The organism is Deinococcus psychrotolerans (assembly GCF_003860465.1).
Taxonomy (GTDB): domain Bacteria; phylum Deinococcota; class Deinococci; order Deinococcales; family Deinococcaceae; genus Deinococcus; species Deinococcus psychrotolerans.
Map to the genome: position 1 here is coordinate 86,759 of NZ_CP034185.1, position 23,641 is coordinate 110,399.

19 protein-coding genes are annotated in these 23,641 nt (G+C 61.2%); 8 read left to right on the forward strand and 11 right to left on the reverse strand.

Annotated features, from left to right (window positions below; genetic code table 11):
• Nucleotides 1-8: 8 nt before the first annotated feature.
• The 3 genes from EHF33_RS16525 to EHF33_RS16535 all read right to left on the reverse strand — a co-directional run bounded on the left by EHF33_RS16525 (nucleotide 9) and on the right by EHF33_RS16535 (nucleotide 3,892).
• The gene (locus EHF33_RS16525; RefSeq protein ID WP_124874230.1) at nucleotides 9-1,310 is read right to left on the reverse strand and encodes a cation:proton antiporter; all 1,302 of its coding nucleotides are present in this window, start codon (nucleotides 1,308-1,310) and stop codon (nucleotides 9-11) included.
• Nucleotides 1,311-1,337: 27 nt separating this feature from the next.
• Nucleotides 1,338-2,720: an ArsB/NhaD family transporter gene (locus EHF33_RS16530; RefSeq protein WP_124874232.1), complete on the reverse strand. Its 1,383-nt coding sequence runs from the start codon at nucleotides 2,718-2,720 to the stop codon at nucleotides 1,338-1,340.
• 209 nt (nucleotides 2,721-2,929) lie between these two features.
• Nucleotides 2,930-3,892 carry an ArsR/SmtB family transcription factor gene (locus tag EHF33_RS16535; protein WP_124874234.1) on the reverse strand — a complete coding sequence of 321 codons (963 nt, stop codon included), beginning with the start codon at nucleotides 3,890-3,892 and terminating at the stop codon, nucleotides 2,930-2,932.
• Between the two features lie 432 nt (nucleotides 3,893-4,324).
• On the opposite strand from EHF33_RS16535, the gene EHF33_RS16540 reads away from it, so the two are divergent.
• From EHF33_RS16540 to EHF33_RS16570, 7 genes are all read left to right on the forward strand, one after another.
• Nucleotides 4,325-5,293, forward strand: a complete 969-nt coding sequence (locus EHF33_RS16540) for an ABC transporter substrate-binding protein (protein ID WP_124874236.1) — start codon at nucleotides 4,325-4,327, stop codon at nucleotides 5,291-5,293.
• Between the two features lie 282 nt (nucleotides 5,294-5,575).
• The gene (locus EHF33_RS16545; protein ID WP_124874754.1) at nucleotides 5,576-7,117 is read left to right on the forward strand and encodes a sugar ABC transporter ATP-binding protein; all 1,542 of its coding nucleotides are present in this window, start codon (nucleotides 5,576-5,578) and stop codon (nucleotides 7,115-7,117) included.
• A 14-nt stretch (nucleotides 7,118-7,131) separates the two neighbouring features.
• Nucleotides 7,132-8,109, forward strand: coding sequence for an ABC transporter permease (locus tag EHF33_RS16550; RefSeq protein ID WP_124874756.1), 978 nt, complete (start codon nucleotides 7,132-7,134; stop codon nucleotides 8,107-8,109).
• A complete protein-coding gene (locus tag EHF33_RS16555) occupies nucleotides 8,110-9,117 on the forward strand; it encodes an ABC transporter permease (RefSeq protein WP_124874238.1) in 1,008 nt (335 codons plus the stop codon).
• A 69-nt stretch (nucleotides 9,118-9,186) separates the two neighbouring features.
• A complete protein-coding gene (locus tag EHF33_RS16560) occupies nucleotides 9,187-10,236 on the forward strand; it encodes a mechanosensitive ion channel family protein (protein WP_124874240.1) in 1,050 nt (349 codons plus the stop codon).
• A complete protein-coding gene (locus tag EHF33_RS16565) occupies nucleotides 10,233-11,528 on the forward strand; it encodes a DUF2254 domain-containing protein (protein ID WP_124874242.1) in 1,296 nt (431 codons plus the stop codon). Before EHF33_RS16560 ends, EHF33_RS16565 begins: the two co-directional genes overlap by 4 nt.
• A gap of 137 nt (nucleotides 11,529-11,665) precedes the next feature.
• Complete coding sequence (locus EHF33_RS16570; protein WP_124874244.1) at nucleotides 11,666-12,532, forward strand: DNA repair protein; 867 nt, start codon at nucleotides 11,666-11,668, stop codon at nucleotides 12,530-12,532.
• Nucleotides 12,533-12,539: 7 nt separating this feature from the next.
• Here the strand turns inward: EHF33_RS16570 and EHF33_RS16575 are convergent, their stop codons facing one another.
• The 8 genes from EHF33_RS16575 to EHF33_RS16610 all read right to left on the reverse strand — a co-directional run bounded on the left by EHF33_RS16575 (nucleotide 12,540) and on the right by EHF33_RS16610 (nucleotide 22,488).
• Nucleotides 12,540-14,036, reverse strand: coding sequence for a glycoside hydrolase family 36 protein (locus EHF33_RS16575; RefSeq protein ID WP_124874246.1), 1,497 nt, complete (start codon nucleotides 14,034-14,036; stop codon nucleotides 12,540-12,542).
• Between the two features lie 59 nt (nucleotides 14,037-14,095).
• On the reverse strand, nucleotides 14,096-15,145 hold the full coding sequence (galK, locus tag EHF33_RS16580; protein ID WP_124874248.1) for a galactokinase: 1,050 nt from the start codon (nucleotides 15,143-15,145) through the stop codon (nucleotides 14,096-14,098).
• A 30-nt stretch (nucleotides 15,146-15,175) separates the two neighbouring features.
• Nucleotides 15,176-16,294: a galactose-1-phosphate uridylyltransferase gene (gene galT, locus EHF33_RS16585; RefSeq protein ID WP_124874250.1), complete on the reverse strand. Its 1,119-nt coding sequence runs from the start codon at nucleotides 16,292-16,294 to the stop codon at nucleotides 15,176-15,178.
• Between the two features lie 9 nt (nucleotides 16,295-16,303).
• Nucleotides 16,304-18,283, reverse strand: a complete 1,980-nt coding sequence (locus EHF33_RS16590; RefSeq protein WP_124874252.1) for a beta-galactosidase — start codon at nucleotides 18,281-18,283, stop codon at nucleotides 16,304-16,306.
• Between the two features lie 72 nt (nucleotides 18,284-18,355).
• On the reverse strand, nucleotides 18,356-19,264 hold the full coding sequence (locus EHF33_RS16595) for a carbohydrate ABC transporter permease (RefSeq protein WP_124874254.1): 909 nt from the start codon (nucleotides 19,262-19,264) through the stop codon (nucleotides 18,356-18,358).
• Complete coding sequence (locus EHF33_RS16600) at nucleotides 19,261-20,121, reverse strand: carbohydrate ABC transporter permease (protein ID WP_124874256.1); 861 nt, start codon at nucleotides 20,119-20,121, stop codon at nucleotides 19,261-19,263. Before EHF33_RS16600 ends, EHF33_RS16595 begins: the two co-directional genes overlap by 4 nt.
• 181 nt (nucleotides 20,122-20,302) lie before the next feature.
• Nucleotides 20,303-21,628, reverse strand: a complete 1,326-nt coding sequence (locus EHF33_RS16605) for an extracellular solute-binding protein (RefSeq protein ID WP_124874258.1) — start codon at nucleotides 21,626-21,628, stop codon at nucleotides 20,303-20,305.
• Nucleotides 21,629-21,714: 86 nt separating this feature from the next.
• Nucleotides 21,715-22,488, reverse strand: coding sequence for a DeoR/GlpR family DNA-binding transcription regulator (locus EHF33_RS16610; RefSeq protein ID WP_124874260.1), 774 nt, complete (start codon nucleotides 22,486-22,488; stop codon nucleotides 21,715-21,717).
• Between the two features lie 148 nt (nucleotides 22,489-22,636).
• Here EHF33_RS16610 and galE point away from each other — a divergent pair, with 148 nt between their 5' ends.
• A complete protein-coding gene (gene galE / locus EHF33_RS16615; RefSeq protein ID WP_124874262.1) occupies nucleotides 22,637-23,629 on the forward strand; it encodes a UDP-glucose 4-epimerase GalE in 993 nt (330 codons plus the stop codon).
• The last annotated feature ends 12 nt before the right edge of the window (nucleotides 23,630-23,641 follow it).

Below are 23,641 nucleotides of genomic sequence, written 5' to 3' on the forward strand. Positions count from 1 at the left end.
AAAGCCGCTCAGTTCTCTGCGGGTCGCTCGCGGGCTTCATGATCTGCGCCTGCTTTGGCGGCCAGCCGACCCACGCTTAGGCCCTGCACCACAATGGAAAACACCACCACCACGTAAGTCATCACCAAAAATAAATCACGCTCCTTGCCCGCCGGAACGCTGAAAGCCAGCGCCACGCTGATGGCCCCGCGCAGACCGCCCCAGATCATGAGGCGGCGGGTAAACGGCGAAAACTCATGCCGCCGCCTGAGCACCGAAATTGGAATCTGCACGCTGATGGTGCGGGCCAGCAGCACCAAAGGAATAGCCAAAGCGCCCAACAACAGCGACTGAACGCTGAAGCGCACCGCAACCACTTCTAAAGCCAAAAGCGCGAACAAGAAGATGTTGAGCAGTTCGTCGGTCAGGTGCCAGAAGCCCTCGTAGCGCTCGCGGGCCGACAGCGCCGAGGGAACCCGGTCATTCAGCGAGCCGACCAACAGACCAGCGGCGACGGCGGCCAGCGGCGCGGAAACGTGCAGTTGAGTGGCGACTGCCGTGCAGGCCAGCACCAAGCTGAGCGTCACCAGCACCTCGGCCACAAAGTCGTCGAGCGCCCTCAGCGCCAGCCAGGCGATATAGCCCAGCACGGCCCCCAACACGAGGCCGCCCAGCGCTTCTTGGGCAAAAAATCCGGCCACGCCTGCCACGCTCAGCTCCGGGCCGTGTCCGCCTGCGCCATGACTGCCTCCAACCTGACTTACCGCCGCCACACTCGCCAGCACCGCAAAGGCCACTACGCCCACGCCGTCGTTGAACAGGCTTTCTCCGGCCACCAACGTTTCGATGCGCTTGGGCACTTTGGCTTCCTTGAGCATCCCCAGCACCGCGATGGGGTCGGTGGGCGAGATCAGTGCGCCAAACAGTAAGCAGTACACCAGCGGAATATCTAGATTGAACAAACCCAGCAGCAAATACATCCCGCCACCCACTAAAGCGATGGAAAGAGCGGTGGAGAGTAGTGCAAAGGAGATCACCGGGCCGCGCAAACTCCACAGCGCAGGCGAGTTGACACCCAGCGCTCCAGCAAACAGCAGGAACGACAGCACGCCTTCAAAAACGAAGTCGCTGAACTGAATGCCACGCACCAATTCCACGGCGTCTCTGGCAAAAGGCACGTCGAGTTCAACCAAGCCGAAAACAACCAAACTGACGATCAGGCCGCCGATGGTAATACCTATGGAAGTGGGCAGCTTGAGGTAGCGGGCGTTCAGGAACGTCAGCGCCGCCGTGAGGCTGACCAAAATGGCAGTGAGATCGAGAATTCGCATCAGTCATGTCCTTATTGAGCTGGTGGTCTAGTGAGTGGCCTGAAATACCAAGTAAAATAACCCCAATGCCACGATCACTGTCACCAGCGCAACCGGCGTGCCGTAGCGCATAAATTGCCCAAAGCCCATCGGGTGCCCTTCGCGGGCGGCGATGTCGGCCACCACAATATTGGCCGACGCACCGATGAGGGTCAAGTTGCCGCCCAAGCACGCGCCGAGGCTCAGCGCCCACCACAGCGGATTCATCACCTCGCCCAGCGTGCCTTGCAGCTCTCTGAGCACACTCGCCATGCTGATGGTAAAGGGAATATTGTCCACCAGTCCGCTGATCAGGGCGCTGGCAAAGCCGACCACCAGAATACCCAGCCCCATGTCGTTGCCGATCAAGTTGGTGAGGCTCGCCGCCACCGTCTCAAAGACGCCGACATGCTCTAGGCCGCCCACCACGATAAACAAGCCCATGAAAAACAGCAAGGTCGTCCACTCGACTTGCTCAAACAGCTCGACCGGCGTCATGTCAGCGATCAGCATCAAAAAGGTGCTGGTGGTGAGCGCCACCAGGCCCGCTTCCAGTCCGAAAGGGTGGCCCACGATAAACAGAAACAGCGTGACGGCGAAGACGCCCAGCGCCTGTTTCATAAGTCTGGGGTCGGTGCGAATGGGCGTTTCGTCGGCCAGCACCGCCCTCAGTTTCTCAGCGCTGCCGGTGCTGCTCATCTCGCCGCGCCAGTGCATCAGCAGGTGCATCAGCGCGATGCCGATGGCGCTGGCCAGCACCGCGTAAGGCCCGACATTGACCAAAAACTCCCCGAAGCCCTTGCCCGCCACCGAGCCGATGATGATGTTGGGCGGGTCGCCCACCAGCGTGGCGGTGCCGCCGGTGTTGCTGGCCAAAATCACCGCGATCAAGTAGGGAATAGGTTTGAGGCCCAGCCGCAGCGCCACCGTCACCACCACCGGAGCCATAAACAGCACGGTGGTCACGTTGTCGAGAAAAGCGCTGAACACGGCGGTCAGCACACTAAAAATCCACAGCACCCGCGCCGGATTGCCTTTGGTCAGCACCATCGCCCGCCGCGCCACCACCTCAAAAAAGCCGCTGCGGCTCAGCACATTGACGATGTTCATCATGCCGAACAGCAAAAAGATGGTGTTGAAATCGATGCTGCCCCAGGCCTGGTCGGGCGTCAGAATACCCAGCACCATCACCAAGCAGGCTCCCAGCAGTGCGGCCACCGTGCGGTGAACGTATTTTTCGAGCAAGATCATGGCGTAGGTCAGGATAAAGAGGGCCACTGCCAAAGCCGTCAGACTGCCGCCGCTGAGGTGAATACCCAGCAAATCGAGGAGGGTCTGGTGTTCGGTGGTGGGCGGTAAAGCCGCTGAAGCGTGCAAAAGTGTTTCGTGCATAAGTCCGTCCAAAAAGGAGCCAGAAGCTCAAAAACGAGAGAGCGGAGAAAAGGGAAGCGGGCAGCTTGTCAAACCGGGACACGAAAGCAGGAGACCGCGTAATTAGCAGTCTCCTCCAAGTCAGCGTATGGCCGCTGGTGCCGGTCGAGCCAGTTTTCAAAAGTGAGTCTAGCGGAAAATGATGAGCGGGCCTAGACACGGATCACCCGCTATTTGATGACGTAAGGGCGCTCACCTTCCCTGAACTCGTACCACAGCCGCATCAAAATGTCTTGCTCACAGTTGCCGAATTTGCGCCCGTACAAGTTGACGCCGCCCTGGTGCCGAGCGCCAGACTTGACTCCGATTTTGAGCTGAATCTGCGGCTGGGCCATCAAGTCGAGGGCCGAGAGCGTCACGTCACTGACCTGTTTGCCGTCGATGAAACTGCCCTCGCGGTTAACCTTGAAGCGCTTGAGGACGCCGTACTGGCTGTGATTGATCGGCCACCACAGCGGCGTGAGTTTGCCCCGGCTGCCACCAAAATCCGCCGGACTCGTCCAAGTGCCGATCTCGGTGCCGTTGAGCCAGACCGTAATGTCCGAGGGCCAGTCGAGGTCGTGTTCCGGCGCTTCCGAGCAGAGTTCAAACGAAACTTCCAATTCAGCCGCTTCGGCTCCGTGCGGCAAGTTGTTGGGAAACTCGTAGCCCAGCGAACCGTGCCGAAACCAGATGATCTGGGCAAAGACATGTTCCGGCTCAAAAAAGGAGCGCGGGTCATCCACCATGCCGATCAATTTGGACTCGGTGGCCAACCCGCAAGTCGCCGCCACATCCGAAAAGCGGTAATTGCCGATAGGCATCGAGATTTCCACGACGTTTGGCTGGGCGCTGATGGCCGCGCCGGGAAGCTGAATCAAAATTTCTTCGTAGCGTTTGCTGATCAGTTTTTGCCGCCCGCGTGTGCCGGGCATGTACTGAATGTCGAGCAGGCCAGCAGCTTCCAGAAGCTTGAGGTTGAAGTTGACGGTGGAGTGCGGCAAACCAATCGCCGCCGTCAGTTCGCTGACGTTCATGGGGCTGTGTGACAGCAGACTCAGCATCGAGAGCCGCGTTTCGCTGTCCACAGCGCGAATGATCGCCAGCGCCCGCTGCCCTTCTGCCACCAACCTGCGGCTCCCTGCAATCGGCATAGCTTTTCCTCCTAAGCCGCAGTCCGGTGTACCTGCGGATACCCACCAAACTTACAAGTTTAATGGTGGGAATGCAAGATCGGTTGCTGACAGCACGCCAGAATTCAACTCTATTAAAAAGCCTGCTAAGAAGCAAAACTGATGTTTGAGTGGGCTTCCGAACCCATCAGCAGGCAGGAATCGGGGCCGCTTTGCTTAACCAATACGGCTCATCAGGATAAGTCAGAAGACGATCAAAGCCTCATTAAGTCAAAAAAAGTTGACATTTTCGGGAGATTTTGGTAACTTTGCGCTGTTCAATCCCCACAAGTCAAATCAGCTCAAATCAGGCCGCTTTTCTAAAGCGCTCCTCTCTTTACGGAGCCGTCTCGGCGAACTTCAACCCAACTGGTTTTTTCAGCAGAAGTTGGATTTCGCATGCAAGGGAGAATTATGAAACGACCCGCGAAACTCGCCACGTTGGCCCTGGCCCTCGTCACCGGCACCGTCTTGGCCCAAACCATGCTGCCCAAGTTGGCGCAAAAAGCCAGCTACAAAGTCGGCTTTGCCCAGACCGAGAGCAACAACCCCTGGCGCATTGCCCAGACCAAGAGCATGCAGGACGAAGCCAAGAAACTCGGCCACCAGCTCGTCTACACTGACGCCGCCGGTTCGACAGCCAAACAAGTCGCCGATATGCGCAGCATGATTGCCCAGAAAGTCGACGCCATTTTCCTTGCACCGCGCGAGGACAAGCCGCTGGCCCCGGTGGTCGCCGAAGCCCGCAAAGCCGGAATCCCGGTGATTTTGCTCGACCGCAACATTGATCCCGCTCTGTCCAAAGCGGGCACCGATTACGTCACCTTCGTCGGCTCGGACTTCATCAAAGAAGGCCAGCGGGTCGCCGATTGGCTGATCAAAAACGCGGCAGGCAAGACCAACATCATCGAATTGGAAGGCACCACCGGAGCCAGCCCCGCCAACGACCGCAAAAAGGGCTTTGACGACGTGATCGCCAAGAATTCCAAGTTCAAGATCGTCGCCAGCCAGAGCGGTAACTTCGCCCGCGACACGGGCCGTCAGGTCGCTGAAACGCTGCTGCAAGCCCACCCTGAAGCCAATGTCATTTACGCCCACAACGACGAAATGGCCATCGGCGCGGTCTCGGCGATTCAAGCTGCGGGCAAGGTACCCGGCAAAGACATCTTGGTGCTGTCGATTGACGGCGGTAAAGAAGCGGTGCAGATGGTCGTGGACGGCAAGATCAACTACGTCGTGGAGTGCAACCCGCGCTTTGGCCCCAAGGCGTTTGCCACCCTCAAAGACTACGCGGCAGGCAAGAAACTCCCGGCCAAGATCATCAACGCTGACCGCGACTACACGCCGCAATCCGCCAAAGCGGGACTCGCCAGCGCGTACTGAGTTTTTAGGGTTCTGAGTGCTTTGCTGCGTCACGCCTTGCCCGCGTGACGCAGTTTTTGCTGAAACCCTTTCCAGAAAAACCTTGCTAGAACAAAATTTCTGAAATAAATCCGCCGGTTTGGCTGTCTGAATAGAGGGCACAATGAATCAAGCGCACAGTGAACGGGCCGCGCCACTCCGCTTTCTTTCCTCAACGTCCTTCCAAATCAATTTCAAGGAGAAGCGCCTTTGACTGCTGCCCCTTCTGTTTCTTCGGCTCCGACTGGCAAGCTGCTGCTCGATATGCAAAACATTCAAAAAGCCTTCGCGGGTATCAAAGCCCTTGACAACGCCTCCCTGAGCATCGCTGGCGGCGAGGTTCACGCCCTGATCGGCCAGAACGGTGCCGGCAAAAGCACCCTCATCAAAGTGCTGACCGGCGCTTACCGGCGCGACGGCGGCAGCATTACCTTCGCGGGCGCGGCGGTAGATTTTGCCTCACCCCTGGCGGCCCAGCGCGGCGGCATCGCCACCATTTATCAGGAAGTCAATCTGGTGCCGCTGCGGAGTGTGGCCGAGAATATTTTTCTGGGCCGTGAACCGAAGCGTTTTGGCCTGATTCAGTGGCCCGCCATGAACGCCGAGGCCGCCCGCCTGCTCACGGAGTTGGGCATTGAGCTGGATGTCAGAAGACCGCTGGGCAGTTTCAGCACTGCCATTCAGCAGATGGTGGCGCTGGCCCGCGCCGTTTCTATTCAGGCTCAACTGGTCATCATGGACGAGCCGACCAGCAGCCTCAACGAGCGCGAGGTCGAAACTTTGTTCGGGGTGATTCGCGGCCTCAAACAAAGGGGCGTCTCGGTGATCTTCGTCTCTCACCGCTTAGATGAACTCTACGCAGTATGCGACCGCATCACGGTGATGCGCGACGGGCGCACCGTCTTCGCCGGAAATATGAGCGACATCAGCCGCTTGCAACTCGTGGAGCAGATGCTGGGCCGCGAGATCAAGAATGTCGGAGCGCAGACCGGCTTCGTACGGAGTGAGACTAGCAAGGCGGCGCGTCCCCTGTTGTCGGCCAGCAGCGTCGTGCGCGGCACCCGGCTCTCGGGCGCGTCGGTGGAAGTTGGGGAGGGTGAGGTGGTGGGCCTGGCAGGTCTGCTCGGTTCGGGCCGCAGCGAACTGGCCCGCGTGATTTTCGGGGCCGATCAGGCAGACGGGGGAGAAGTACGCTTCGCGGGGCAGCCGATCCACTTCCGCAGCCCCAGCGAGGCGATTAAAGCGGGTCTGGGCTTTTGCAGCGAAGACCGCAAGGGCGAGGGCATCGTGCCGGAACTCAGCGTGCGCGAGAACCTGACTTTGGCTTTGCTGCCGCGCTTATCGAAAGCGGGCGTGGTCAACACCCAGCAGCAGGCCGAGGTCGTCGAGCGCTTCATTGCCCAGCTCGGCATCAAAACCAGCGACCCGGATCAGCCGATCCGCGAATTGTCAGGCGGCAACCAGCAAAAAGTGCTGCTGGCCCGCTGGCTGGCCATGAACCCCAAATTGCTGATTTTGGACGAACCGACACGCGGCATCGACGTGGGCGCGAAAGCCGAGATTCAGCGCCTCATCGGTGAGCTGGCCCAAGAGGGTCTAGGGGTGCTGATGATTTCCAGCGAACTTGAGGAACTGATCGAGGGCTGCCAGCACGTCACGGTGCTGCGCGACGGCAAAACGGTAGCGAACTTATCGGGCGGGAGCATCACCGAACCGCAACTGCTGCACGCCATGGCGCAGGGCCTGGAGCCGGAAGACGCGCCCAAACCGCCCACCCAGCCTCCAACTCAGTCGGTGGTCGCGTGAGCGCGGCCCGCTCCATGCGGGGCAGCAGCGGCTGGCAAGGCCTGCTGGCCGACCTCAAGCAGGTGCGGGCCAGCATCCTGATTCTGGCAGCGCTGCTCATTTTCAACGCCTTCTTCACGCCTTACTTTCTGAGTGTGCAGACCCTCAACGTCAATTTGACGCAGGTGGCCACCATTATCATCGTGGCGATGGGCATGACATTGGTGATCGCCACCGGCGGCGTTGACCTTTCGGTGGGATCATTGATGGCCATCAGCGGCGTGCTGGCTCCACTGATTTTCCTCAGTCCGGCCTTCGCCAACTTGCAGTGGCTGGGCATCCTGCTGGCCTTCATCCTGCCGGTGCTGGTGGCCGGAGCGTTCGGCCTGCTCAACGGCCTGTTTGTGACTCGGCTCAAGCTCCAGCCGATTGTCGCCACGCTGGTGCTGTATATCGCCGGACGCGGCATCGCGCAGGTCATCACCAACGGGCAGCTTCAGAGCTTCAGCACGCCCGCTTTTACCTACATCGGGCTGGGCCGCCCCTTCGGGATTCCCTTTCAGGTCATCTTGATGCTGATCATCGTGGCGGTAACGTACTGGGTGGTCAAGCGCACGGTATTTGGCCGCTCGGTTCTGGCTGTTGGCGGTAACGAAACGGCGGCGGGGCTGTCGGGCATTCCGGTCTCAAAGGTCAAGCTGTGGGTATACAGCATCAGCGGGCTGCTTTCCGGTATCGCCGGGCTGATCGTCATCGCCATCAACTCCAGTTCGGACGCCAATCAGGTCGGGCAGAACATGGAACTCGACGCCATCGCGGCGGTGGCGGTGGGCGGCACGCTCCTCTCCGGCGGCAAAGCGCAGGTACTGGGAACGCTGTTCGGGGCGCTGATTATTCAACTGATCCGCTTTACCTTGCTGGCCAAAGGTGTGCCGGACGCCGCCGCGCTGGTGGTCAAGGCCGCCATTATCGTCGTCGCGGTGGCTTTGCAGCAGCGCCGCCGGAGGGAATGAATGTTGTCCACTGACCGCAAAGCCGCCCGCGCCAACCCTGGGCGCACCCAACTGCTGAGCGCTCTGAGTCAGTACGGGGTGCTGGCCACCCTGATTTTGCTGATTGTTTTTGGGGCGCTGCGCTACACCGGCTTTATGAGCGAGTACAATTTCTCCACTTTTTTGCGCTACAACTCGATGTTCGGCCTCATCTCGCTGGGCATGTGTTTCGTGATCATCACTGGCGGCATCGACCTCTCGGTGGGCAGCGTGGTGGCGATGTCGAGCGTGGTGGCGGCGCTGCTGAGCCCTTACGGCGTGGTCGTGGCGGTACTGGGCGCGGTGGCAGCAGGCGGTCTGGTGGGCCTGATCAACGGGCTGGTGATCACTCGCCTCAACATCCAGCCGTTCATCACCACGCTAGCCACTTTGCTGGGAGCGCGGGGGATGGCGCTGCTGCTGGCCCGCAACCAAAGCGGGGTGGGCATCGACCCCGGCAACACCGCCCTGACATGGCTGGGGCAGGGCGACTTTTTACGGCTGCCGGTGCCAGGCGTGATTATGATTATTGCCTTTGTGATCGGCGGCATTGCCCTGCGCTCGTCACCGTTTGGCCGCCACGCGCTGGCCATCGGCGGCGGCGAGGACGCCAGCAAGCTGATGGGCCTGAACGTGGGCCGCATCAAGCTGGGCGTTTATGTGCTGTCGGGGGCGCTGGCAGGCTTAGCAGGCATGATTCTGGCAGCTCAACTCGGCGCGGGGCAGCCCACCGAGGGACTGGGCTGGGAACTCTCGGCGATTGCCGGCGTGGTGGTCGGCGGCACGCTGCTGACCGGCGGAGTGGGCAGCGTTTGGTCAACCTTGGTCGGCGCGATGCTGCTGGGCCTCATTTTCAACATCCTCAATTTTGAAAACGGCAAGGGCATCATCTCGCTCTCGCCCTACTGGCAAAGCGTGATTCGCGGCGGTTTTCTCTTGCTGGTAGTGGTCTTGCAAAGTCGTCTGGGGCGGCAAGAAGGCAAAGGTTAGCCGAGTTTGCCGCTGTTCTGGGCGCAAAATACCCTCTTGCCGCGCCCGACTTGTTACTCTGCTGCATAGATGAACCTCGACCTATCAGCTATCGTGACCAAGCTTCAAGGCATGGCGCAGAGTGTCTTACTGATTATCCCCAACCTCTTGATTGGGGTTGTTCTTTTTTTGGTGTTCATGTTTATCGCCCGGCTGGTTCGCAACGCGGTGGTGTCTGTGGCCGAGCGGGCCGGACAACCCAGAGGCATTGCGCTGGTTTTTTCGCGGATTGCTTCTTGGGTGGTGCTGGGCATCGGCTTGCTGGTGGCGCTGACCATTATTTTCCCCGCACTGACGGCGGCCTCACTGTTTGGAGCGCTGGGGGTCAGCGGCGTGGCCATCGGCTTTGCCTTCAAAGACATTTTTCAAAATCTCCTGGCAGGCATCTTGATTCTCATTACCCGCCCCTTCCGCATTGGCGACCAGATCGTGACCGGCGGCAGTGAAGGCACCGTGGAAGACATTCAGGTGCGGGCCACCTTGCTGCGGACTTATGACAACCGCCTGGTGGTGGTGCCCAATTCAGATTTGTATACCAACCGCGTCACGGTCAATACCGCTTACGACAACCGCCGCCTGAGCGTCTCGGTAGGTATCGGCTACGGCGACGATATTGCACAGGCCAAAAAACTGATTCTTGACACCATCGGCAAGATTGACGACGTGCTCAAAGACCCCGCACCGAGCGTGTTGGTGGACAGTTTGGGCGATTATTCGGTCAATTTGAATATCCGGTTTTGGGTCGATCCGCCCAAGCGGGGCGAAGTGGTGGAAGCCCAAGATCAGGTGCTGGAGCAGCTCAAGAGCGTGCTGATCGCGGCGGGAATAGACTTGCCGATGCCCACCCAGCAAATTCTCTTTCACGACCAAACCGAAACGGTGGACGGCGACCGCGCCAGGCAGCGCGAAGGTTGGCCCGCCCGCAAAGACAACCCCGAGTCTCGCCAGCAGCTCGAACTTGAGGATAAGCGGAGCGCCAAAGCGTCAGCGGGCCAATCGCCGCCCAGCCCCCAACAAACGGATCTCCAAAAGCCTGATCTCCAAAATACAGGTCAAAGCAGCACAGAGCCCTCGGCGTGAACCGGCTGCTGTTTCGCCTGCGCGAACTCTCGGTGCAGTTTTGGTTTATTCCGGCGGTGATGACGGTGCTGGCACTGGTTTTGGCCGAGCTGGGCGTCAAACTCGAAGAGACTTACGGGGTGCCCAAGTGGTTGACCTTTGTGTATGGCGGCGGCGAAACGGGGGCGCGGAGCCTCTTGGGGGCCATCGCCGCCAGCAGCATCGGGGTGGCCGGTACCGTTTTTTCCATCACCATCGCCGCGCTCTCCTACGCCGCTGGCTCGATGGGGCCGAGGCTGCTGGGCAACTTCACGTCCGATAGGGGCAATCAGCTGACGCTCGGCACCTTCATTTCTACGTTCGCTTTCTCGCTGTATACCCTCCGGGCCGTACAGGGCGGCGACCCGCCGTTTGTTCCGCATTACAACACCACCGCCGCACTGGTTTTTGGGCTGGCCTGTGTGGGGATGTTGGTGTATTACCTCGCTCACATCACCGGCAGCATCAGCATGACGCGGGTGGTCAACTCGCTGCGAAACGATATGCGGCAAGCCTTGATGAACGCCACTGAGCAGCAAGATCAGGGTTCGTCAGGAGCGGGAGCGCCGCCCGACAACTTCTGGGACGGCGGCGAAGAACTGCACGCCCCCAGCAGCGGTTACTTGCAACTGCTCGACACCGAGTTGCTGCTCAAAAAGACGGAGCAAGACCATGTGGCGCTGCGGCTGTTGGTGCGGCCCGGCGATTATGTGTTTCCCAATTCGCTGATCGCGGTGGGCGTACCGAGACTGCCCAAAGGTGTGATGGACGCGCTGACCTTGGGCGACACCCGTACCACCGGACAAGACTTGGAATACAGCGTGCGTCAGCTCAGCGAAGTGGCGGCCCGCGCCCTGTCGCCAGGAGTGAATGATCCGGTGACGGCCATCGACGTGATTGACCGCTTTGGTGACGCGCTGTGCAGCTTGCAAGATCGCCGCTGGCCTGATGGCATTTTTTACCGTGGTGAGCAGTTGCGCTTGGTGATGCCCGTGACCGACTTTGAGGGTCTGCTGGCCCGCATGTTTGACATGATCCGCCAGTACGGAGCCGGCAGCCCCAGTGTCACTATCCGGCTCTTGGAGGTGCTGACGGTGACGGCCTCCTGCCTCCACGACGAACAGCGCCGCGCCGTGATTCGCCGCCACGCCGACATGGTGCGCGAAGACGCCCTGCGCGTCACCGAGAATTCAGGCGATAGGGCCGACATCGAGCAGCGTTACAGCACCCTGCGCCAACTGCTACTGGGCCGCGAGGAAGTCCTGCGGCGCTAATGTAAATGGCTGAGCAAGCCAACAGCGAGACGGCATACTGCGCCAAATACCGAATAAAACATCCCCACTTGTGATATAACAGAATAACAATTGAGGTGAATGTCCACCGATCCGAATTCACCTCCACAAGGAGCCAGATGACGCAAGCCACCAAACCCAAAAAAGAAGCGGTGCAAAAAGACGTAAGTTCTACCGCCCCCGTTTCGGCCATCAGCGGCTCGGCCACTCAGGCGCTGCAAGGCCTGCTCAGAACCGCTTTGCCTGACCTCAGCGTGGCCAACCTGAGCGCCGAGCAACTCAGCGCCGCCCTGAGCGCCGCCCACGAGGTCTGGGGCTACGGCCTGCGCCACGTCAAGCACGAAATCCGGCTGGAAGACGGCGGCGCTGTGGGCCTGTACGCCGACCGCGCCCGCTTGGGCAGCGCCAGCGACTCGGCGGAAATGCTCGCTGACGCTTACACCAGCATGCAGGCCCTCGACGAGCAGGGCCGCAGCGCCTGGGCCGTGCTGCCCGAGGGCCACCGGGTCACGCTGGAAGCCGGAACCCGCCAGATCAAGGTGCTGGTCGAAGACGCCCGCGACTTTGAAACCCACTGGGCCGAGTTGCCGAGCGGTTTGGCCCAGCGCACCGGACGCAGCGGTGAGGACTTGTGGGTGGAGGTTTTCCGGGCCGCGCCGGGCCGCGAACTGGTGCAAGACGCCGCTTGGGAAGTGGTTGAACGCATCAAAGACCGCGCACTTAGGCGTGAGTTGCAGCGCCGCGCCGAAGAAAAAGGCATTCTGGGAGCGCTGCTCGGCGCACGCGGCGAGGGGATCGAAGCGGCCATGAAGCGCTCACCGAGCCTGCACTTCACCGTCAACGCCGCCGTGACCCACACCACCGAGCGCAGCTTTGAAGCGTGGCGCAGCATTCAAAAAGAAGCGGCGGCGACGCTCGAAGCAAACCAGCAAGCCCAGGTCGAGCGCTTGGTGGCTTTGCTGGGCAGTCCGGCACGGGGACGCTGAAGCTGGCTCAAGTGGGGTTTGGCCGGTAGCTGTGCGGCTGAACTCTATCTGCTGGGGTTTCCTGCAAATTGAAGGTACCGCGTGAAAAGTGCGTGACTGCGCCGCCGTGACTTTCGGTCAGCGTCAGCGGACGGTCTGGGGTGCTGATTTCTAAACTCTGGCGCAGCAAGCTCAAGCCTGCCTCGTCCAGCATTTCCACCGGGTCGCTGCTGGCCCGCAGGCCGCCGATCACGTCCAGCATTCCCAGCAGTGCGCCGCGCTCATCATCGCTGAGTAAGCTGCGTTCTCTCCGGGCAATCATCACGTCGGGGTCGGGTTGATACCAAGTCTGCTGATACCAGCGCGATAGAGCGGTGTGCAGCGCATTGCGGCTGCACGGTACGCTGCCGTCACCCAGCAGCATTCTCCGCGCTTCGTCGTCCCAGTAGGGAGCCACGTCCGGCCCGGTTCGCATGGCGTCCATCACCCCGATGCTGGCCGACAGGGGAGCGCCGCAGCCCAGCAAAAAGCCGTCGTCTCCTAAGCCTTCGCGCAGCGCCTGAATGCCCCGCCGGTACGCTTCGGCACGGCTCACCGAGGGGTCGTGCCGGACACCCGGATGAGAGGCAGCGTACAAAAAGTCCACCTTGAGGTAGTCGTAGCCCCAGGCCCGGCAAGTCGCCGCCAGCTCGCGCAGCCACACCAAGACTTCCGGGTGGGTGGTGTCGAGCGCCGCGTACTGACCACCCCAGTTGTGGCCGAACAGCAGCGGGGTGCCGCTCCGGTTTTTGAGCAGCCAATCCGGATGAGCGGCAAACAGTTTAGAATTTGGCCCCACCAAAAAGGGAGCCAGCCATAGCCCGGCACGGAAGCCGAGTTTGCGGAGTTCGGCGGGCAGGTCTTTGGCGTGGCCGCCAAACTGCTCACTCGGCTCTGTCCAGTCGCCCAAATCGGCTTGAAAGCCGTCGTCGAGCTGGAAGACGTCAAAGGGCAGGCCGTGTTGCTTGGCGAGGCGGGCATTGTCGAGCATGTTGTCCAGCGTGACACTGCGGTAGTAGCTATACCAACTGCACCACACCCGCAGCGGCGCTGGCGTGCGGGCGTGCATGCTCTGGCCGAGCTGAGCACTGAGGCGCTCCACGGTGCCGATCACGTTGCTGGTTTCTTCCCAGGCCACCGCAACGTCCGGGCCTTCCAGCGTGCAGGTGACGAGGACTTGCTCGCCCGCCGCCCGCACTTCCCAGTGGGCAAAGGTGTGGGCGGCGTCAAGCTGAGCACCGACCCAGCCGCCGCCGCCAGGCCGAATCAGGGCCAAGAGGCTGTGACTGCGCCAGACACCCGCCTCGCCGCTGGGTGGGAAGGCGGGGTCTTGGCCCTGGTCGATCATCCATTCCAAGCTGGCCCGCGTCTGGGTTTCAGTCAGTGGGCGCAGCTCGGCCTCGCTCCACGATTGGTAGCCGTTGGTCAGCACACGCAGCTCAGAAGGATGAACGTCCAGCGTCCAGTGGTGGTGGGGTGTGGTCATGTTGGAGCCTCGTGAGGGAAAGAGTGGGAAGGGAAGGGTTGAGAACACGGAGATCAGGGCTAAGGCACCACCTGCACGCCGCGCACGCCGGTTTGCTCGTGGTAGTCGAACAAGACGTTGCTGGCCAGACCCGCCGCACCTTCGTGGATCAGCGCCACCACCGCGCCGCCGAATCCGGCTCCGGTCATCCGAGCGCCGTAGACCTGCGGATGGGCTTGCAGCAGCGCCACCAATTCATCGACCTGCGGGTGTGAGACTTCATAATCGATCTGCAAACTGGCGTGCGAGGCGTTCATCAGGCGGCCAAACTCGGCGGCATTGGCGCTGAGGGCGGCCAGCACGCGGGCGTTTTCGCTGACCACATGGCGGGCACGCCGCCCAAGCAGCTCCGGCAAACCGCTCAGCTCGGCAACGCTCAGCACGTCGCGCAGTTGCGGCACGCCCAGCAAGCGGCAAGCTTCCTCTACTTGAGCGCGGCGTTCGTTGTAGCCCGACTCGGCCAGCCGCCTCGGCACGCCGGAATCGAGCACCAGCACCTCCGACCCCTCCGGCAGCGGCACGGCGCGGCGTTCCAGCGTGCGGGTGTCGATCAGCAGCAGCGTTTTGGTGTCGGCAAGGCTGGAAGCCATCTGATCCATCACGCCGCACATCACGCCCACAAATTCGTGTTCAACCCGCACGCCACGCAAGGCCAATTCCACGTCGTCCAGCGCTAGCCCGTACAACTCGCGCAGTGCCCGCAGCGCCGCCACCTCCAGCGCCGCGCTGCTGCTCAGGCCGCCGCTGGGAACCGTGCTGAAGATAAAGGCGTTGAGGCCCTCGGTGACACCGCTCAGCTCGAAGCAGCCGGTCAGGTACGGCGCGAAACTGCTGCCAACCTCACCCACCGGAACGTCCAGCGTGTGGTTGAGGTTGGCGCTGCGAAGACGGTGCTGCTGTGTGCCGTTGCGCCCCAAGCTGACGGTGGCCCGCTGAGGAATGGCGGTGGGCAGCACGAAACCGCCCTGATAATCGGTGTGTTCGCCCAGCAAATTGACCCGCCCCGGCGCACTGGCAACGACTTCCGGCTCACCGCCGAAGACCGATTGGTAAGTTTCTGGCGTCTTCAAAGCTCCACCTCTTTCACAGTGAAATAGCCTTCACAGTTGAACGGCCCGCAAGTCGGCAGCCGCCCGCTCGGGGAAGTTGTCATTGGCGAACTCGCCCGCGCCCTGCTCCGTGCCCGCGAGGTACTTGAGCTTGCCGGGTGAGCGCAGGTACGGATAAATCTCGATGTGCAGCGGAAATGCCGGATACTCGCCGCCGAGGGGAGACTGATGCAGCGTGAGCAGGTAGGGCATCCGCACACCAAAGAGGGCGTCTAAGCGCAGTAGGGCGTCTTTGAGAACGCGGGCAAACGAAGTGACTTCGGCGCTGCTCAGGTCAGACAGGCGCGAAGCCGCCCGCGCCGGAAGCACCCACGTTTCGTAGGTGTAGCGGGCAAACGGCGGCACCACACTGAGGGCCTCTCCGGCGTCCAAGATCAGACGCACGGCGGCCTCACGCTCGGCGGCGACAAAATCGCTGAGCCACGGCTGGCCCCTGTCTTTGAAATGGGCCTCGGCGCTCGCCAGCATCTGGGCCTGAACCGGCGGAATGTGGTCGTAAGCGTAAAGCTGGCCGTGCGGGTGGTGCAAGGTCACGCCGACTTCCACGCCCCTGTTTTCAAAGGCCAGTACACTCTTGATTTTGCCGGTGGCCTCCAAGCGGTCGGTGCGGTCGGCCCAGATTCGCAGCAGCAATTCGACCCGCTCGGCGCTCAGCCCTCCCAGCGTGCCGGAAGCGTCTTGGCTAAACACCACCACCTCGCACTTGCCGGTGCCGGGCCGGGGGTCGGTGCCGGGCACGGGTTCTGGTTGCGGGGCCAAGAGGCTCAGGCTGGGAAAGCGGTTGTCGAACACCGCCATGTCGTAGCGCCCACGCGGCAACTCGGTGGGGTGAGCAGGATCGGAGGTGGGAGCGAGCGGGTTGTATTCCGGCGGCGGCAAGAACGTGCGGCCCATGCGGTGCGCGGCGTACATGACCCACTCGCCCCGCAGCGGATGCCAGCGCATTTCGGGGCGGGCGTCCACCGGTTCGTCGCTGGGGCTGGGAACGGGTGAGGCGAGTTCAATCGGAAAGAGGCCGTACAAAGTCAGGGCGCGGCCATCGGGTTTAGTGAAGTCCTGGGCATAAAAAGGCGTGGTTTGGGGCGAAGCGAGATCGGAGAGTGGGGTCATGGATTCCTTTTAAGCATCCAGCACCGTGAAGCTCACCGGAGCGAGGAGGCGGCCCTGCCACTTTACAGGGTGCGGATTCCAATTCTGGAGTAAGGTCTTGCCGGCCCGGCGACTGAGGCGCACCCCGTCCGGCAAAGTTTCTACCGAAATGCCGACATTCATCAAAATTTCGCTCAAGACCGTGCCAATGAGTTCTTGCTGGTGAGCGCCGATGACGGTGACGTGCCCTTTTCGGATGACTGCCGCCTGAGTATCCAGCGGCCCGCCGGCGTAGCTCGCCAGAGCTCTTGCGCCGCTGAGCCGATAGCTCTCGGCCCAGTCCGTCGCCGCGAATGTTCCCTCACCGTACTTGACACTTTGGGTAAGGCCAGGGCGCAGCGAGTCGTATTGCAGCAACTTTGCACCGATCAAATCGCTCATGGGGCCAAATTGCCCCTCGCTCCACGTCTCGCCGCCGGGCGTTCGGAAGGCAGTGCGCGGGCCGAAAACCAACCTGGTGCCACTGGCCGCCAGCGCCGAAAACTGCCGCGCCTGCTCAGCCGAAATAAGAGTCAGGGCGGGAGCCACCACCACTTTGTAGCCGCTCAAATCGGCGTCTGGATGCAGGATGTCCACATCCAGTCCCAGACTCCGCAGCGCCATGTAATAGGTGACCGTCTGCGTCCAGTAACTCATGGACGCGCTGTGCTTTTGGGCGTCGTAAAGCCACAAACTGTCGTAATCGTGGAGCAAAGCGACTTTGGCTGGGACTTCGCCGAGCGGAAAATCACTCAGCTTCAGCGCTTTGACTTCCTCGTAGCCCCGGTCGGGCGTTTCGTCGTGGCGCAGCAGGCCCGAGTGCATGACTTCTTGCGCCATCGTGGCGGCCCGCCAGCGGAAATAACTCACCACGTCCACGCCGTGCGCCCAGGCCTGCGCCGTCCAGAGTTGCACCGCGCCGCGTGCTGGCAGCGGGTTGAAGGGTGCCCAGTTGACCTGCCCGCATTGCTGCTCCATGACCCAGGGGCCGCTGGGCGTGCCTGCGCCCTGCCTTCCTAAACCTTCCTGGCCTTTCAGCATGCCCCGGTAGAGGTCGTGGTTAAAGCCGATCAAGTCGGGGTGGCCGGTGCGGGCGAAGTGGGTTTTGATGTCGTCACTCTGGCCGCTGGGCGCAAAGAACTCCAGCATCCCGGTGGGGTAGTTGTCCCACGAGACGAAATCTAAGCCCTTGGCGACTTCGTAGTGATCAAAGCCGCTCTCGAAGATCATGAAATTGTGGGTAACAAAGCGGCCCGGCGACCGCTCACGCAAAATGGCGATCTGCTCGGCCTGAAATGAAGCGATCAGCGAGGAGCAAAAGCGGTAATAGTCCAGAACATGCGACGGGTTCGGCTCGGTGACGAGCAAAATCGGCGGCTTCACCTGCGCCCAGTCGGTGTACTCCATGCTCCAAAAGACGTTGCCCCAGGCGGTGTTGAGCTGCTCCAGGCTGCCGTATTTGGCCTCCAGCCACGCCGGGAAAGCCGCCGCGCTCGCGCCGCCGTAGCTGCGCCCCGTGTTGTGGCAGGCCCACTCGTTGTCGGTCTGCCAGCCCACCACGGCTGGGTGCTCACCGTAGCGCTCGGCAATCGCCCGCGTAATTCGGCGGGAATGCTCGCGGTAGATGGGTGAGGCGAAATCGTAGTGCCGCCGCGAACCGAACTCGCGCACCCGCCCCTGCTCGTCGTAGGGCAGGATTTCAGGGTGGGCACGAATCAGCCAAGCAGGCGGCGTGGGCGTGGGCGTACACAACACCACTTGCATGCCGCCGCGCTGGTAAGCGTCGATGGCCTCGTCCAACCAGGCCCACTCGAACTCGCCGGGGCGCGGCTCCATCCGGCTCCAGGCAAACTCGGCAAGGCGCACATAAGTCAGGCCCAGTTCGCGCTGCTGCTCGGCGTAAATGGCCGGACGGTCTGCCGGGACGTGTTCGGGGTAATCACAGGTGGCGAGCTGAAGATATTCGGTCATGGATTCCTTTGAAGGAGACGGGGTAGTGGAGGAAAAAGGAGAGCGAAAAGACTGAAGGGTTGCTCGCAGGTATTAGCCTTTCACTGCTCCACTGGCCAGTCCACCCTGCCAGTAGCGTCCCAGGCTCAAGAAGGCGATGATTAGTGGCAGGATGCTGATGAGTGCGCCCAGCACAATCACGGTGTAGATCGGATCCTGACCGCTGCTGACGCTGGTCTGGTTCCAGACCGACAGGCCCAGCGTCAGGGGAAAGAGCGTGTCTTTGTTGACGACCACCAGCGGCAAAAAGAAGTTGTTCCACGCACCGACGAACGAAAACAGCGCCACCGTGACCAGACCGCCGCTGACCAGCGGCAACCCGAGTTGCCAAAAGATCTTGTTTTCCGACGCGCCGTCGATGCGGGCGGCTTCCATCAGCTCCGAGGGAAAGCCGGCGTCCCAGAATAGGCGCATCAGGTACAACCCGAACGGATTGACCAGCCCCGGCAAGATGACGGCCCAGTAGGTGTTGATCAAGCCGATATTTTGCATCAGCAGGAAAATGGGCAGGGCCAGCGCCGTGCTCGGCACCATGATGGTCGCCAAGATCGCGCTGAAAAGAGGATCGCGGCCCCGAAAATTGAACTTGGAAAAGGCGTAGCCGCCCATCGCCGCAAAGAGCATACTGCCCACCGCCGAGGCCCCGGCATAGATGATCGAGTTGAGCATCCAGCGAAGGAAAATGCCGTCATCACGGGTAAAGAGTGTCCGCAGATTGTCCACGAAATGGCTGGGCGAGGAAAACCACAGCCCAAAAGTGGCATACAGCTGGGTGTTGTCTTTGGTCATGGTGGTAATGACCCACCACAGCGGCAGCAAACTGTAGACACAAAATAACAGCAGCAGCGCAAATTGCAAGACGGAAAAGCCCTCTCGGCGCGGTCTGGGCTTACGCGGCGCGGTGGTGATTTCAGCTTTTTGGAGTCCCTGTGTGACGGTCATGTTTCTCCCCGGACGTTTCTCAGAAAAAACCCGCTGAGAACGAAAGTGAACAGCGCCATCACGATGGCCAGCGCCGCGCCGTAACCGAAGTTGCCGTCGCGGGCCACCGCCAGATACAGGTAGGTGTTGGGCGTGATGTTGTCGGGCACGTAGCCGAGTGGCCGCAGCACAAACGGTTCGGAGAAGATCTGCATGGTGCCGATGACCGAGAAGATGCCGGTCAGGGTCAATGCCGGGCGCAGCAGCGGTAACTTGACGTAGCGGGTCACGTTCCAATTGCTCGCGCCGTCGATGCGGGCGGCCTCGTAGATGTCCGTCGGCACGTTTTGCAGCGCGGCGTAGAGGGTAATCATGTTATAGCCCGTCCAGGTCCAGGTGACGATGTTGCCGATGCTGAACAGCAAAATCCCGCTGCTGAGAAAATCGGTCTTGAGGCCGGTGATCTGATTGAGGGGCGAGAGGTTCTTGGAATAGAGGTAGCCCCACAACAGGCCCGCGATCACGCCCGGCACAGTGTAGGGGAGGTAAAAGGCCGTGCGGAAAAACCGCTGCGCGAAACCGCTCTTGACGCTGTCCAGAATCAGCGCCAGAGCAGTGGCGACGATCAGCATCAGCGGAACTTGGATCACCAGAAACAGCAGGATATTGAGCAGAGAGTGGAGGAAATCGGAGTCCTGAAAGGCCCGGACGTAATTCTCCAGGCCGCCAAACACGTTCTTGGCCGGGCCGAAGCCGCTGCGCTTTTTGATGAACAGGCTCAGATAAAGGGCGTACCCCACCGGAGCGATAAAAAATGCCACGAAGGCCAGCAGAAAAGGGGTCAGAAAGAACCAGGGCGTCGCTCGATTTCGCGTCATCAGTGCACCTCCTTGATTCGGCACTGCAAATGAAGCGGGAGGGATGCAACGTTCGCGCCCCTCCCGCTCGGCACCTGACGAGCCGTGCGCTTATTGTTTCGTCAGGCGGCCAGCTTGTGCAGTGGTGCATGGCTGGCCCAGGTTGCCCTTACGCTGACCACGCCCCACAACCCCACTGGTGTTATTTGACCGTGAAGCCGTTCTGCTTGGCGTAGGCCAGCGACTCGGCCTGCCATGCGTCGAGCGCTTGATCGGGGGTGAGCTGACCCTTGAGCATCTTGTCCATCTGCTTGCTGAAGTTGTCGTTGACAAACGGGAACCAGGGTGCCCACTGGAAGTTCACGTTCACGCCGCGTGAAGCTTGGGCGTAGACGGAGCTGATGTTCTGGCCGCCGAAGAACTTGCTGGGGTTCTTGCTGGTCACGGCCAGAGCAGGCAGCGCCAGACCCGCGTCGGAGGCCGGGAAGAGGCCGCCGTTGTTCCAATCGGCGGTGATGGCATTTGAAGACAGGTTGAGCCACAGCGCGAACAGGGTGGCCGCTTCGGGGTTCTTGCTCTGGGTGGTCACGACGTTGCTGCTGCCGCCCCAGTTGCCGCTCTTGACGCTGCTGCCCGCCGTCCACTGCGGGATCGGCGCGACGCGCCACAGCCCCGCCGACTTGGTGCCGAGGCTGCCCGCGTAGCCGCCGGGGCCCCAGGCCGCTTCCATGTTGGTGGCGAGTTTGCCCGCACCCGCCGCATTCCAGTAATCGGCGCTGAAGCCTGCCAGCGTACCGACCTCGCCCTTCTTGATCAGGTCGTTCCAGTAGTTGAGCACTTTCTTGGACGAGGAGTTGTTGAGTGTTTGCACCCAGCTGTCGCCTTGGCGCTGGAAGAACTGTCCGCCGTCGGCCCAGGCGAGCGCCATGAACCAGGGCGCGAAGGTAGAGTAGAAGTTACCGAGCTTGACGCCGCCGTTGCTCTTGGTCTTGACGGTGGCGGCCGCCTTGGCATATTCAGCCCAGGTCTTGGGTACGGCGATGTTGTACTTCTTGAGAATGTCGTCGCGGTAGACCATGGCAAACGGGCCGGTGTCCTGCGGAATGGCGTAGACCGCCTGTCCGTCAGGGCTGACCTGACCCCAGGTCCAGGGCACGAAATACTTCTTGTAGTCATTTGCGCCGTACTTGCTCAGATCAGCCAGGCCGCCGGTATCGGCGAAGGCGGGCAGGAAGCCGTACTCGACCTGCGCCACGTCGGGTGCGCCGCTTCCGGCCTTGATGGCGGTCTGAAGTTTGGTGTAGGTGGCCGGGCCGCCGCCGAGGTTGAGAATCTTGATCTTGATGTTGGGGTACTGCTTGGTAAAGGCAGTTACCGTCTTATCGAGGCCGGGCACCCATGACCAGACTTCGAGCGTCACCGGGCTGGTGGGGCCTTTGGGGAACGCCGGGTCGGCGGCGTGAGCGGTGCTGGCGGCCAGGGCCAAGGAAAGGAGCAGAGCGCCGGATTTGAGAGCTACTTTTTTCATGAATCCTCCTGTAAGGACGTAGAAAGCGGGGAAGTGAAGCGAGTAGAGGACGTGTCAAACAAGGAGCGTTCGGAAGGGCAGACGCGTTAAACGCACAGCACCTGTTGGATTTGAGCCGCGTACCCGTTGAGACTTTGACCCGAAGACTGATTGATAATGAGCGTGTGAACGCTGGTGAGCGGAGCAATATGGGCGCGGCTGACAAAACCGAGTTTGCTGGCATCGGCCACCACCACCACCTCGCGGCTGCACCGCACCATCTGGGCCTTAATTTCGGCTTCCTCATGGTTGACGCTGGTCACGCCGTGCTGAAGGTGAACGCCGTTGCAGCCCAAAAACAAACGGTCTGCCCGAATCTTCGAAAGCACTTCTAGGCCGTAAGGACTGACCAAGCTGTGTTGCAGCCGCCGTAAGGTGCCGCCCGTGACAATCACTTGCAAGTTGGGAAGCCGCTGAAGCTCCAAGGCGATATTGAGCCCGTTGGTCACGACGGTCACGCCGCTGAGGGTGGGCGGAAGGTGGCGGGCGACTTCGGTGGTGGTGCTGCCAACATCCAAAAAAATAGTCTCACCGTTTTGCACCAGACCCGCTGCTGCCCGCCCGATTCGGCGCTTGGCTGCCGCGTGCTGCTTGCTGGTTTCCTCCAGCGGTTGCTCGGTGCATAGGGGCCGCGCCGCGCCGCCACGAATACGGCGCAGTAAACCGGCCTGCCCCAACTGCTCGAGGTCGCTGCGAACCGTAACTTCCGAAATGCTGAGCAAAGAGGACAGTTCAGAGACAGAAACCTGCTCCTGGCGCGTAAGCAATTGCAAAATCTGGGTTTGCCGCTGGCGCACTTTTGTCGCCTCCCTTTCTTTCATTTCTTTCGTATGTTATGAAGTGTAGGGAACAAGAGGTCAGGCGTCAAGAGGGGGCGTGGAGCTTACGGTGGCGCTGGACGGGGTAAAATCGGGGCGAAGCAGTCTGAGCCGCTCTTCTTCATCACATCTGTTCAAAAGGAGCGAACACATGCACTTAATGGTCGTGGGAGGCGCGGGCTATATCGGCTCGCATACGGTGCGGCAACTTTTAGCGGCGGGTCACAGCGTCACGGTGCTGGACAACTTGTCGAGCGGGCATAGGGAAGCCTTGCCGAAGGACGCGCACCTGATCGTGGCCGACTTGCTCGACCCGCCCGCCCTCAAAGCGGCGCTGCTGAGCGCAAAGCCCGACGCGGTGATTCACTTCGCGGCGCTGATCGAGGTGGGCGAAAGTATGCGCTCGCCGGGCCGCTATTACCAAAACAACGTTACCGGCAGCCTCAACTTGTTTCAGGCCATCGTGGAGACGCGCAAGATTCCGCTGGTGTTCAGCTCGACGGCGGCTGTCTACGGAGACGCCGAGAGCGTGCCGATTCCCGAGAACGCTCCCAAGCGGCCCACCAGTACCTACGGCCACAGCAAATGGATGGTGGAACAGATTTTGCACGATTTCGGCGTGGCTCACGGCCTGCCCTACACCGTGCTGCGCTACTTCAACGTCTGCGGGGCCGCCCCCAACCACACCATCGGGGAAGACCATCCCAACAAAACCCACCTGATCGAGCTGGCACTGCTCACCGCCCTCGGTCAGCGCGAAAAAATGTTTGTCAACGGCACCGATTACCCCACCCCCGACGGCACCTGCGTACGCGACTACGTGCATGTGCTCGACCTGGCCGACGCGCATGTGCTGGCGGTACAGGCCCTCTCTGGCGGCGCAGTGAGCGGGCAGGCCTTCAATGTGGGCCTCGGTCACGGCTTCTCGGTGCGGCAGGTGCTGGATGCGGTGGACGCGGTGGTGGGCACGCCGCTCACACGGGAGGAAGGCCCGCGCCGCGCTGGTGATCCGCCGTCATTGGTGGCCGATCCCAGCCGGATCAAAGGCGAGCTGGGTTTTGACCCCAAGTTCACCGATCTAAACGGCATCGTCCAGACCGCCTGGGACTGGCACCGCACCCACCCGCACGGCTTTAAGAGCTGAAGCGGGCGGGTG